10 protein-coding genes are annotated in these 12,042 nt (G+C 76.4%); 4 read left to right on the forward strand and 6 right to left on the reverse strand.

The features are described 5' to 3' along the window. Positions 1–115: 115 nt before the first annotated feature. The 4 genes from BM414_RS23780 to glnA form a co-directional block, all read right to left on the reverse strand. Positions 116–439 carry a CDGSH iron-sulfur domain-containing protein gene (locus BM414_RS23780; protein ID WP_093583620.1) on the reverse strand — a complete coding sequence of 108 codons (324 nt, stop codon included), beginning with the start codon at positions 437–439 and terminating at the stop codon, positions 116–118. A gap of 43 nt (positions 440–482) precedes the next feature. Continuing rightward, complete coding sequence (locus BM414_RS23785; protein WP_093583622.1) at positions 483–3,587, reverse strand: bifunctional [glutamine synthetase] adenylyltransferase/[glutamine synthetase]-adenylyl-L-tyrosine phosphorylase; 3,105 nt, start codon at positions 3,585–3,587, stop codon at positions 483–485. 4 nt (positions 3,588–3,591) lie between these two features. Beyond that, on the reverse strand, positions 3,592–4,329 hold the full coding sequence (locus BM414_RS23790) for a type 1 glutamine amidotransferase (RefSeq protein WP_245784947.1): 738 nt from the start codon (positions 4,327–4,329) through the stop codon (positions 3,592–3,594). A 285-nt stretch (positions 4,330–4,614) separates the two neighbouring features. After that, the gene (gene glnA / locus BM414_RS23795) at positions 4,615–5,955 is read right to left on the reverse strand and encodes a type I glutamate--ammonia ligase (RefSeq protein WP_093583717.1); all 1,341 of its coding nucleotides are present in this window, start codon (positions 5,953–5,955) and stop codon (positions 4,615–4,617) included. Positions 5,956–6,247: 292 nt separating this feature from the next. Between glnA and BM414_RS23800 the strand changes: the two genes are divergently transcribed. Both BM414_RS23800 and panB read left to right on the forward strand, forming a co-directional pair. Then, positions 6,248–8,089 (forward strand): NAD+ synthase, encoded by a 1,842-nt coding sequence (locus BM414_RS23800; protein ID WP_217644911.1) that lies wholly within the window; start codon positions 6,248–6,250, stop codon positions 8,087–8,089. Continuing rightward, positions 8,086–8,916 (forward strand): 3-methyl-2-oxobutanoate hydroxymethyltransferase, encoded by an 831-nt coding sequence (gene panB / locus BM414_RS23805; RefSeq protein WP_093583625.1) that lies wholly within the window; start codon positions 8,086–8,088, stop codon positions 8,914–8,916. The genes BM414_RS23800 and panB overlap by 4 nt, the downstream gene beginning before the upstream one ends. Before the next feature lie 87 nt (positions 8,917–9,003). Here the strand turns inward: panB and BM414_RS23810 are convergent, their stop codons facing one another. Then, positions 9,004–9,381 carry a DUF2784 domain-containing protein gene (locus tag BM414_RS23810; protein WP_093583627.1) on the reverse strand — a complete coding sequence of 126 codons (378 nt, stop codon included), beginning with the start codon at positions 9,379–9,381 and terminating at the stop codon, positions 9,004–9,006. A gap of 140 nt (positions 9,382–9,521) precedes the next feature. Between BM414_RS23810 and BM414_RS23815 the strand changes: the two genes are divergently transcribed. Together BM414_RS23815 and BM414_RS23820 are read left to right on the forward strand one after the other, a co-directional pair. After that, the gene (locus BM414_RS23815; RefSeq protein ID WP_093583629.1) at positions 9,522–10,142 is read left to right on the forward strand and encodes a hypothetical protein; all 621 of its coding nucleotides are present in this window, start codon (positions 9,522–9,524) and stop codon (positions 10,140–10,142) included. 47 nt (positions 10,143–10,189) lie between these two features. Continuing rightward, a complete protein-coding gene (locus BM414_RS23820; protein ID WP_093583631.1) occupies positions 10,190–11,299 on the forward strand; it encodes a glycosyltransferase in 1,110 nt (369 codons plus the stop codon). Between the two features lie 6 nt (positions 11,300–11,305). Here the strand turns inward: BM414_RS23820 and npdG are convergent, their stop codons facing one another. Beyond that, entirely contained in the window at positions 11,306–12,007 is a 702-nt protein-coding gene (gene npdG, locus BM414_RS23825) for an NADPH-dependent F420 reductase (protein ID WP_093583633.1), read from the reverse strand. Positions 12,008–12,042: the final 35 nt, after the last annotated feature.

A 12,042-nucleotide genomic window follows, 5' to 3' on the forward strand; every position in this document is an offset into this window, starting at 1 on the left:
ACCCCGCTGCCCCCCACCGCCCGCACGCCCGCGGCGGGACCCTGCAGCAGGGCCACTCAGGAGCAACGGCGGGGCGGGCCGGGCACGGGGCCGGCCCGCGCCGCCGTGCGTCCGCTCAGTCGGGCGCCGGCCGGCCGGCCTGATGCAGGATCGCCGCGGCCGGGCGGGGCCGGCTGGGCGCGCTCGGCGCGGAGAACCCCGAGCGCTTGTGGGTGCCGTCGCAGAACGGCTTGATGCCGGACTTGCCGCACCGGCACAGCGCGACGGTCTTGCGGCCCGGGTCGATCTCGGCGCCGTCCTGGTCGACCAGCCGGAAGTCCCCGCGCACGATCAGCGGTCCGTCGCGGTAGGGCGTGATGGTGGCGCCCTCGCCCACGCCCCGGCCCTCGGCGGGCGGGTCGTCGTCGGGGAGGTCGTCGGCGGGAACGGCTGAGCTCACTCCCCCAGCGTGCCCCGCGGCCGCAACCGGCACACCCGGCGGGTCACCCGGCCGGCTGGCCGTAGAAGACCTGCTCGACGACGCCGCGGGCGTGCCGGGTGGTGCGCCGGTAGTCGTCGAGGAACTGCCCGGGGTCGACGTCGGCGCCGGAGCCGCTGGCCCGCGCGACGCCGGCCAGCTCCAGCCCGGGCCGGGGCAGCTGGTCCCCGGGCCGGCCACGGACGAGGAAGACGGCGTTGCGCGCGCGGCTGGCCAGCTCCCACGCCTCGCGCAGCGAGCCCGCCTGCTCCCCGGTGAGCAGGTCCGCGGCCGCCAGCTCCGTGAGCGCGCCGACGGTGGAGGGCGTCCGCAGCGCCGGCAGGCGGGCGGCGTGCTGCAACTGCAGGAGCTGCACGGTCCACTCGACGTCGGCCAGGCCGCCGCGGCCGAGCTTGGTGTGGGTGGCCGGGTCGGCACCGCGCGGCAGCCGCTCCCGCTCGACGCGGGCCTTGATCCGGCGGATCTCGGCGACCTGCCCGGCCGTCAGGCCGGCCTCCGGGTAGCGCAGCGGGTCGACCAGCTCCATGAAGGCGGCGCCCAGCTCCGCGCTGCCGGCCACCGGCGCCGCACGCAGCAGCGCCTGCACCTCCCACACCGACACCCAGCGCTCGTAGTACTCGCCGAACGCGTCCAGGCTGCGCACCAGCGCCCCCTGCCGGCCCTCGGGGCGCAGGTCGGCGTCGACCTCGAAGGCCGGGTCGGGCGCGGGCTCGCCCAGCAGCCGGCGCAGCGTGTGGGCGACCGTGTTGGCCACCTGCGCCGCGCGGCCCTCCTCGGCACCGGCCCGGGGCCGGTGCACGAAGAGCACGTCGGCGTCCGAGCCGTAGCCCATCTCGCCGCCGCCGAGCCTGCCCATGCCGATGACGGCGAGCTCCATCGGCACGTCGGCGGGGTCGATGCCGGCCTCCCGGGCCCACGCGCGGACCGCGACCTCGAGCCCGGCCTGCAGCGTCGCCACGGCGACGTCGGTGAGCGCCTGCCCGACCCCGGCGACGTCGAGGCGGCCCAGCAGGTCCGCCGAGGCGATCCGCAGCAGCTCCTGGCGGCGCAGCCCGCGCAGCACGCGGATGCCGGCCTGCGGGTCGGCCGCGCGCCCCGCGGCGGCGCGCCAGGCCCCGGCCAGCGACGCGGCGCCGCGCGGTTCGAGCTCGTCGTCGTCGGCGAGGATGCGCAGCGCCTCGGGCGTGCGGGTGATCAGCGCGGCCACGTACCGGCTGGACCCGAGCAGCCGGGCCAGCCGCTCGGCCACCTGCCCCTCGTCGCGCAGCAGCCGCAGGTACCACTGGTTGCCGCCGAGGGCCTCGCTGACCTGCCGGTAGGCCAGCAGCCCGGCGTCGGGGTCGGCGCAGTCGGCGAGGGTCTGCAGGACGACCGGCAGCAGGTACTTCTGCATCGACGCCGACCGCGACACCCCGCCGGTCAGCGCGCCCATGTGCCGCAGCGCCCCCTGCGGGTCGCCGAACCCGAGCGCGCGCAGCCAGTCGCCGGCGGCCTCGCTGCCGAGCTGCGCGGCCTCGGCCGGCACCCGCGCCACCGCCGACAGCAGCGGCCGGTAGAAGAGCTTCTCGTGCAGCCGGCGCACCTCGCGGGTGTGCAGGTTCAGCTCGGCGCGCAGCACGTCGACGGCGGTGCCGCGGGCATCGGGCTTGTAGCCCAGCGAGCGGGCCAGCCAGCGCAGCTGCTGCTCGTCGGTGGGCAGCAGGTGGGTGCGCCGCAGCCGCAGCAGCTGCAGCCGGTGCTCGACGGTGCGCAGGAAACGGTAGGACGCGATGAGGGTGTCGGCGTCGTCGCGGCCGACGTAGCCGCCGGCCCGCAGCGCGGACAGCGCGGGGAGCGTGCCACCCACCCGCAGCCGGACGTCGACCCGCCCGTGCACGAGCTGCAGCAGCTGGACGGCGAACTCGACGTCGCGCAGGCCGCCGCGGCCGAGCTTGAGCTCCCGGTCGGCCTGGCCCGGCGGGATGTTGTCCTCCACCCGCCGCCGCATGGCCTGCACCTCGGCGACGAAGCCGGGACGGTCGCCGGCCTGCCACACCATCGGGAACAGCTCCTCGACGTAGGCGCGGCCGAGGTCGGGGTCGCCGGCCACCGGTCGCATCTTCAGCAGCGCCTGGAACTCCCAGGTGCTCGCCCACTGCCGGTAGTAGGCGGCGTGGTTGGCCAGCGTGCGCACCAGGACGCCGGCCTTGCCCTCGGGGCGCAGCGCGGCGTCGACCTCCCACGCCGCCTCACGGCAGATCCGCATGAGCGCGGCGGCCACCCGGGTGGCGCTCTGCAGCGCCGGCGCCTCGGGGTCGCTGGGGTCGACCGGCTCGGCGACGAACACGACGTCCACGTCGCTGACGTAGTTGAGCTCCCGGCCGCCGGTCTTGCCGAGTGCGATGACCGCCAGCCGGCAGGCCGCCGCGCCCGCCGGCTGCTCGGCGACGGCGAGGGCGAGCCCGGCGCTGAGCACCGCGGCGGCGACGTCGGCGAGCTCGGCGGCGACGTCCTCGGCCGACAGCCCCTCACCGAGGTCGCGCCCGGCCAGGCTCAGCACCGCCCGCCGGTAGGCCAGCCGGAGCGCGGCGATCCGCTGCGGCGAGGCGTCGGGCGCCGACTTCCCCAGCCGCACGCCCCACGGAGGGTCGTCGGGGTCGGCGCCGACGGCCACCAGCATCTGGCGCTCCAGCGCGTACGCGGCCGGCCGCACGGGACCGCGCCCCTGACCGGAGCCGTCGGCGTCGAGGACGGTCCAGTCGCCGGGGTGGGCGGCGAGGTGGTCGGCCAGGCCCGCGCTGGCGCCGAGCACCGCGAGCAGCCGGCTGCGCAGCGAGCCCGAGCCGCGGAGCCGGGCGAGCAGCCCCGCGGCCGACCCGCCGGTGGGGTCGGCGGCGTCGAGGGCCTCCACCAGCCGCGACAGCGAGCGGACGGCGAGGTCGGGGTCGCCGGCGCGGGCGAGCGCGGAGACGACCGGCGCGGCCTCGGGGTCGGCGGGCTCGTTGCGCTCGAGGTCCCACAGCCCCAGGGCCGGGTCGGACAGCAGCAGCGCCGCCTTCTCGCCGTCCTCGAAGCCGAAGCGGGCCAGCCGCACGACCGCGCGGCGGGGCACCTCCCGGGCGGTGGTCACCGGCTCAGACCGCGGCGCCGCGGGCCGCGCGCACCAGGTCGGCGAAGCGGGCGGCGAACGGGGCCCAGACCTCCTCGAGGTCGGGGTGCACGGCGGCGGCGCGCTCGGCGACGGTCGCGGCGTCGAACGGGGTGGAGGCGACGCCGGCCGGGTCGCTGTCGGCCCAGCGCCGCACGATCTCCGGCGTCGTCTCGACGTGGAACTGCAGCGCGTAGCCCGCGCGGCCGGCGCGGAAGGCCTGGTGGGCGTAGCGGACGCCGCTGGCCAGCAGGGTGGCGCCGGCCGGCAGCTCGCTGATCTCGTCGTGGTGCCACTGCACGACGTCGGGGCTCAGCGGCACGGCGGCGAACAGTGGGTCGGACCCGGCGGCGTCGCGCCGGGCCACCAGCCCGGCGCCGACCTCGGGCCCGTCGGCGCCGGCCCGCACGCGCCCGCCGCCGGCCTGCGCCATCAGCTGCGCGCCCAGGCAGATGCCCAGCGCCGGGGCGCCGTCGGCCAGGGCGCGGGCCAGCAGCGCGCGTACCGGGCCCAGGCCGCTGACCGCGTCGTCGTCGAGGCTCGACTGCGGGCCGCCGGTGACCAGCAGCCCGTCGTGCCCGGAGAGGTCGGCGGGGACGTCGTCGCCGGCGTCGAGGTGCCGCTCGTCGAGGTCGAGGCCGGCGGCACGCAGCCACTCCCCCAGCCGGGCGGGCGGGGCGGTGTCGCTGGGCACGACGACGAGCAGGCGGGGGCGGTCCGGCACGGGTCCGAGGTTAGTGCGCCCCGGCCCGCCCCCGTCCGAGGACGGCCTCTGTCGCGCCATCGGCTCCCGCCCCGGGCTGTGCGGGTGTTCCTCGTGCTTCTGCGGTCCTGCAGGACCGCAGAAGCACGAGGAACACCGTCAGAGCGGAGCCGTGAGGCGGGGCGACAGCCTCAACGTGGACGTGGGCAACCCGCGCCCACGTGCCCCCACCACGAGCACCGACCCTGGTGACACGTCCTGGGAGGCACCGGCGTCTGGGACAGGAGCCTCTGTCGCGCTGTCGGCTCACAGGCCGGGCAGGTACCGCTTGAGCTCGAAGGGCGTCACGTTCTGCCGGTAGGAGTCGAACTCCTCCCACTTGTTGCGGAGGAAGAACTCGAACACGTGCTCGCCGAGGGTCTCGGCCACCAGCTCGCTGCCCTGCATCGCGGTCAGCGCCTCGCCGAGGGAGACCGGCAGGTCCTCGTACCCGGCGGCGCGGCGTTCGGTGTCGGTGAGCGACCAGACGTCGTCCTCGGCCTCCGGCGGGAGCTCGTAGCCCTTCTCGATGCCGCGCAGGCCCGCGGCCAGCAGGACGGCGAAGGTGAGGTAGGGGTTGCACGCGGAGTCCGGCGAGCGGACCTCGACCCGCGCCGACTGGCCCTTGTTCGGCTTGTACGAGGGCAGCCGCACCAGGGCCGAGCGGTTGGCCCGGCCCCAGGTGGCCGCCGTCGGCGCCTCGGTACCGGCCAGCAGGCGCCGGTAGGAGTTGACCGTCTGGTTGGTGACGGCGGTCAGCTCGCGGGCGTGGGTGAGCAGGCCCGCGATGAACTGGCGCCCGGTGGTCGACAGCCGGATCGGGTCGGCCGGGTCGTGGAAGGCGTTGCGGTCGCCCTCGAACAGCGACACGTGCGTGTGCATCGCCGAGCCGGCCAGCTCGGTGAACGGCTTGGGCATGAAGGTGGCGTACACGCCCTGGGCGAGGGCGACCTCCCGGACGACGTGCCGCAGCGTCATCACGTTGTCGGCCATCGACAGCGCGTCGGCGTAGCGCAGGTCGATCTCCTGCTGGCCCGGCGCGACCTCGTGGTGGCTGAACTCGACCGAGATGCCCATCGCCTCGAGCGCGAAGACGGCCTCCCGGCGGAAGTCGTGCGCCACGTTGTGCGTGGACAGGTCGAAGTAGCCGCCGTTGTCGGCGGGCTTCGGCGGCCGCCCGTCGGTGGGGAGGTCCTCGAGCAGGAAGAACTCGACCTCGGGGTGGGTGTAGAAGGTGAAGCCCATGTCGGCGGCCTTGCCCAGCGCCCGCCGCAGCACGTGCCGCGGGTCGGCCCACGACGGCGACCCGTCGGGCAGCGAGATGTCGCAGAACATCCGGGCGGTGTCGCTGGCCCGCCCCTTCGTCGCCGGCATCACCTGGAAGGTGCCCGGGTCGGGCTTGGCGAGCATGTCCGACTCGTAGACGCGCGCGAAGCCCTCGATCGCCGAGCCGTCGAAGCCGATGCCCTCGGCGAAGGCCGCCTCGATCTCCGCCGGCGCCACCGCGACCGCCTTGAGGTAGCCGGAGACGTCGGTGAACCACAGCCGCACGAAGCGGATGTCGCGTTCCTCCAGGGTGCGCAGGACGAACTCCTGCTGTCGGTCCATGCTGGCCATGATCGGGTCCGCTCGTTTCCGGGGCGTGTCGTCGGTGCACAGCCTGCCCGGTCGAGGGCGTCCACACACCGGCGGGCGGCGCCGCGTCGTGCCCGGGCCCCGGGACGGCCGCGCCGGGCGGTCGTCCGCCGCGGTGGTCACGGAGGCCGCGCGGGCGACACGCCGTCGCGACCGGCGTGTCGGCAACCGCACCCCCGTGATCGCCGCGCGGCCGGTGGCCGGCGGCCAGCGCGGCCGCGCACCCGGTGGCCGGGCCCGCGCGACGGCGACGAGACTGTGCGGCGTGAACGGTCCGGTGCAGCTGAGAGTCGCGATGGCCCAGGTCGACACCCGCGTCGGCGACCTGGCGGGCAACGCCGCGCTCGTCGTGGAGTGGACGCAGGAGGCCGCCGCCGACGGCGCGCACCTCGTCGTCTTCCCGGAGATGACGCTCACCGGCTACCCCGCCGAGGACCTGGTGCTGCGCGAGTCCTTCGCCCGCGCCAGCGAGCAGGCGCTGACCGACCTCGCCGGCACGCTGGAGCGGGAGGGGCTGGGCGGGGTCGCCGTCGTCGTCGGGTACCTGGCGCACACCGAGGGCCCGGGGCCGGCCGCCGTCGACACCCCGCCGGGCAGCGACGAGAGCGTCGACGACGAGCGGCCCGGCGACGCCAACCCCCGCCGCGGCCAGCCCCGCAACGCCGCCGCCGTGCTGCACGCCGGGCGGGTGGTCGGCCGCTACGCCAAGCGGCACCTGCCCAACTACGGCGTCTTCGACGAGGCGCGCTACTTCGTCCCCGGCAGCGAGCTGCAGGTCGTCCGGGTCCACGGCGTCGACGTCGCGCTGACCATCTGCGAGGACCTGTGGGTCGAGGGCGGGCCGTGCGGGGTGGCCGGGCAGGCCGGCGTCGACCTGGTCGTGTCCCCCAACGCCTCGCCCTACGAGCGGGCCAAGGACGACCTGCGGCTGCCGCTGGTCCGCCGCCGCGCCGCCGAGGCGAACGCGCCGATCGTCTACTGCAACCAGGTGGGCGGGCAGGACGAGCTGGTCTTCGACGGCGACTCGCTGGCCGTGTCGGCCGACGGCGAGCTGCTCGCCCGGGCGCCGCAGTTCGTCGAGCACCTGCTCTGCGTCGACCTCACCCTCGACCCGGCGCGCGTGCCGCAGCGGCGCGAGGGCCGGATCGGGCCGATGACGGTGACCCGGACGGTCCTGTCCGAGGAGCCGGTGGCCTTCCAGCCGCGGCCCGGGCACGTGGCCGACCCGCTCTCGGACTGCGAGGAGGTCTGGCGCGCGCTGGTGCTGGGCCTGCGCGACTTCATCGACAAGAACGGCTTCCCGTCGGTGGTGTTCGGGTTGTCCGGCGGCATCGACTCGGCGCTGGTGGCCGCGCTGTCGGTGGACGCGGTCGGCGCCGACCGGGTGCACGCCGTCGCCCTGCCCTCCCGGTGGTCGTCGGACCACTCGCTCGCCGACGCCGAGGACAGCGCCCGGCGGCTGGGCCTGCACTTCTCCACCGTGCCGATCGCGCCGATGGTCGACGCCTTCGAGTCGCAGGTCGAGCTGTCGGGGACGGCGGCGGAGAACCTGCAGGCCCGCATCCGCGGCACGCTGCTGATGGGACTGTCCAACCAGCACGGGCACCTGCTGCTGGCCACCAGCAACAAGAGCGAGGTCGCCGTCGGGTACTCGACGCTCTACGGCGACGCCGCGGGCGGGTTCGCGCCGATCAAGGACGTGCCCAAGACGCTGGTGTGGGAGCTGTCCCGCTGGCGCAACGCGTACGCCCGGGACCGCGGGGAGACCGAGCCGATCCCGCAGAACTCGATCGACAAGCCGCCGTCGGCGGAGCTCGCGCCCGGGCAGAAGGACAGCGACTCGCTGCCCTCCTACGAGGAGCTCGACTCCGTGATCGCCGACTACGTCGACCGCGACCTCGGGATGGCCGAGCTGCTCGAGCGCGGGCACGACCCCGAGGTCGTCGCCCGGGTGCTGCGCCTGGTCGACGTCGCGGAGTTCAAGCGCCGGCAGTCCGCGCCCGGCACGAAGATCAGCCTCAAGGCCTTCGGCCGCGACCGGCGGCTGCCGATCACCAACCGCTGGCGGGAGAGCCTGCCCAGCGTCCGCGAAGGAGCCCAGGCGTGACCGAGTCGGTGCTGTACGGCGGGACGTCGAACGCGCGGGTGCGCATCCACCACCTGCTGCAGGCCAAGGAGCGCGGCGAGAAGTGGGCGATGCTCACCGCCTACGACACCTACAGCGCGCAGGTGTTCGAGGAGGCCGGCATCCCGGTGATGCTGGTCGGCGACTCGGCGGGCAACGTCGTCCTCGGGCACACCTCCACGGTGCCGGTCACCGTCGACGACCTGCTGCTGATGACCAAGGCGGTCACCCGCTCGACCAAGCGGTCGCTGATCGTGGCCGACCTGCCCTTCGGCAGCTACGAGTCGGGGCCGCAGCAGGCCTTCGAGACGTCGGTCCGGATGATGAAGGAGGGCGGCGCGCAGGCGGTCAAGCTCGAGGGCGGGGTGCGGGTGGCGCCGCAGATCCGGATGCTCACCGACAACGGCGTCCCGGTGATGGCCCACGTCGGCTTCACGCCGCAGAGCGAGCACGCGCTCGGCGGGTTCCGGGTGCAGGGCCGCGGGGCCGGCGCCGACCAGCTGCTCGCCGACGCGCACGCCGTGCAGGAGGCCGGCGCGTTCGCCGTCGTCCTGGAGATGGTGCCCGCCTCGGTCGCCGCCCAGGTGACCAAGGAGCTGTCCATCCCGACCGTCGGCATCGGCGCCGGTGCCGACTGCGACGCGCAGGTGCTGGTGTGGCCGGACATGGCCGGGCTCAACGGCGGCCGGGTGCCGAAGTTCGTGAAGAGGTACGCCGACCTGCGCGGGGAGCTGCTGCGCGCCGCCCGCGAGTACGCCGACGAGGTGCGCGGCGGTGTCTTCCCGGGCCCGGAGCACTCGTTCGAGTAGTCGCAGGGGCGGCGTGGTCCCGGCCCGGGAGCCGCCGTTCGCGCACGTCCCCGATCGTGCTGGGCCTGGGCTCGTCGTCCTCGCCCTCTACGGCTGAGCCGGCCGGCTCTCCCCGGACCGGGTCCGGACGAGCAGCAGCCCGTAGCCGACGGCGTTGAGGCCGAGCGCCACGGAGTACATCCCCACCTGGACGGCGGCGGAGCGGACGTCGAGGCCGAGCGGGCCGAACAGGAAGTGCCCGAGGAAGCCGCCGTCGTAGGGCGCCGCCCCGGCCCGCTCCCGCAGCGCGAGCTCGACCGTGGTCAGCGGGCACGGCGCCCCCGCCAGGTTCACCGTGAGCACGGCCAGCGCCACCGGCGCGTGCACGCGCGCCAGCCCCGGCCGGCGCAGCGCCAGCAGGGCGCCGGTCAGCATGAACAGGACGACGGCCGCGTGCAGGACCGCGACCGCGTTCGCGAGCAGCACGTGCCCATCCTGCCGCGAGCGGGTGCGCTGACGCAGCCTCCCCGTCCCCGGAACACGGCGTCGGCGCACACCCTCGGGGTGTCCACCGTCCGGGTGGCGGTCCTGCGGACCCGGCGCGAGCCGACCTACCCTCCGCCGCCGTGACCTCCCCCGCGACGACCGGCCCGGTGCTCGCCGAGCTGCGCCCCAGCGGCCGCTCCTACGGCGCCTACGTCCTGCCGCTGGCGCCGCTCGCCGCGGTGCTCCTCGTCGTCCGGCTGGCCGCCGACGGCCTGTCCGTGGGCGTCTCGATCGCGATCGCGGGAGCCGTCGTCGTGGTGGCCCTGCTCGTCGCGCTGCTGTACTTCCGCGGGACGTCGCTGCTGCTCACGCCCGGCGCGCTGGTCCACCGCTCCCCGCCGGCCCGCGACCGCGTCGTCGCACCGGCCCGGGTCGCCGGCGCGGTCCTGGCGCCGCGGTACCGGATGCTGAACGGCCCCGAGTCGGTCCTGTTCGCGCTGCTCGGGCACGACGGCCGCGCGCTGGTGCGGATCCAGGGCGTGCACTGGGACGCCGGGCGGGTGGCCTGGTTCGCCCACGCCACCGGCGTCCGGCTCACCGAGGTCCCGCAGTCGGTGGACCGCCGCGACCTGCGCACCTGGTCCCCGGGCGCGCTGCCGATCAGCGAGCGCCGGCCGGTCGCGTTCTCCTGCGGCGTGCTCGGCGGGACCCTGCTGTTCGTCGCCGTGCTGGTGGTCGTCCTCGTGGCCACCGGGGTCTGACGCCGGACGGCCTTGTCCGCCCGGCCGCCGGCGGCCAGCCTGGGTGCATGCGCGTCCTGGTCGTCGCGTCCCCGCTGACCGGTCACGTCCTGCCGCTGGTCCCGCTCGCGCTGGCCCTGCGCCACGCCGGCGCCGAGGTGCTCGTGGCCACGGCCGGCGACGGGATCGCCAGCTGTCCGCCGGAGCTGTCCCCCACCGACGTCGCCCCCGGCCTGCGGCTGGGTCCGCTGTTCGGCCGGCTGATGCTGCGCCGGCCGCTGCTGGCCCGCCGCGAGATGGCCGGGCGGGGCGGGACGACGGGGGTCGGGCTGCTGTTCGGCACCCTCGGCGCCCGGATGGCCGACGGCGTCCTCGCCGCGGCCGAGGAGCACCGCCCCGACCTGGTCGTGCACGAGCCCCTGGCCCCGGCCGGCGCGGAGGCCGCCGCCCGCCGCGGGGTCCCGTCGGTGCTGGTGGAGGCCAACCTGTACGACGCCGGGGTGCTGCTGGCCGCCGCGCTGGGGACCTACCGTCCGGCCCGGGGGCTCGGCGAGCTGCCGCCGCCGGCGCGCGTGCTCACCTCGGCGCCGCCGAGCGTGGTCGGGACGCGGGCGGGGACGCCGGTGCGCTTCGTCCCGTGGACCCCGGACCGCCCCTTCGACACCGAGTTCACCCGCCCGGGCCCACGGCCGCGGGTGCTGGTCAGCCGCAGCACCGTGGCCTCCCCCGGCCCCGACCGGCTGATGCGCGACGTCGTCACGGCCGCGGCGGGCACCGACCTCGACGTCGTCCTGGTCCGCCCCGACCGCCGGGTCGCCCGCCGCCGGCTGCCGCCGCCGGTCCGGACGGCGGACTGGCTGCCGTTCCCGCAGGTGGTGCCGGCCGCCGCCGCCGTGGTGCACCACGGCGGCGCCGGCACCGTGCTCACCGCGCTGGCCGCCGGCGTGCCCCAGCTGGTGGTCCGCGGCGCCGGCGACCGCCGCACCAACGGCGACCTGGTCGCCATCCGTGGCGCCGGCGTGGCCGTGGACCCCGGCGGGATCACCGCCTCGCTGCTCGAGCGGCTGGTGGCCGACGCGGACGTGGCCGCGGCCGCCCGCGAGGTGGCCGCCGAGATCGCCGCGATGCCCCCGCCCGCCGACGTCGTCCCCGGCCTGCTGGAGCTCGCCGGGCGGTGACCGGCCTCAGACGTCGGTGACGCGGATGCCGGCGTGGGCCTTGTACCGGCGGTTGACCGACACGAGGTTGATGGTCAGCGCCTCGACCTGGCGGGCGTTGCGCAGCCGGCCGGCGTAGATGCCGCGCATCCCGGGCAGCCGCCCGGCCAGCGCCTGCACGGTGTCGGTGGCGGCGCGGACGTCGCCGACCACCATGACGTCGCCGTCGATGGTCGGCTGGGAGAGGTCCTCCAGCAGCCGGGCCGACAGGTGGTGGAACGCGCCGACGACGTCGGAGTCGGGGAGCAGCGCGGCCGCCTGCTGGGTGACGCTGCCCTCCTCCACGTCGAGCACGTAGGCGCCGAGCTCGTCGAAGCCCATCGGCACCACGCAGTCGACGACGACCTTGCCGGCCAGCGGCGCGGCCAGCTCGGCCAGCGTCGCGGCGTGCCCGGCGTAGGGGACGGCGACGATCACCAGGTCGGCGGCACCGGAGACGTCGAGGTTCGACCCGCCCTGCACCGACACCTCACCGCCGGAGACGGTCGCGGCCCGCCCGGCCACCTCCTCGGCCACCTCACGGGCACGGTCGGCATCGCGGGACCCGAGCAGCACCCGCTGGCCGACGGCGGCCAGCCGGACGGCGAGGCCGCGCCCCTGGGGGCCGGTGCCGCCGAGCACCCCGACGACCAGGTCCTCGACCGGACGACTCTCCGCTGCGGTGGTCACGCTGCCTCCTCCCGGGCACCGGCGGACCCGGTGCA

This window comes from Geodermatophilus amargosae, from assembly GCF_900116515.1.
Taxonomy (GTDB): domain Bacteria; phylum Actinomycetota; class Actinomycetes; order Mycobacteriales; family Geodermatophilaceae; genus Geodermatophilus; species Geodermatophilus amargosae.

Coding starts and splice junctions, on each gene's coding strand:
- BM414_RS23820 (WP_093583631.1), top strand. CDS start 10,190: ATGCGCGTCCTGGTCGTCGCGTCCCCGCTGACCGGTCACGTCCTGCCG.
- glnA (WP_093583717.1), bottom strand. CDS start 5,955: ATGGACCGACAGCAGGAGTTCGTCCTGCGCACCCTGGAGGAACGCGAC.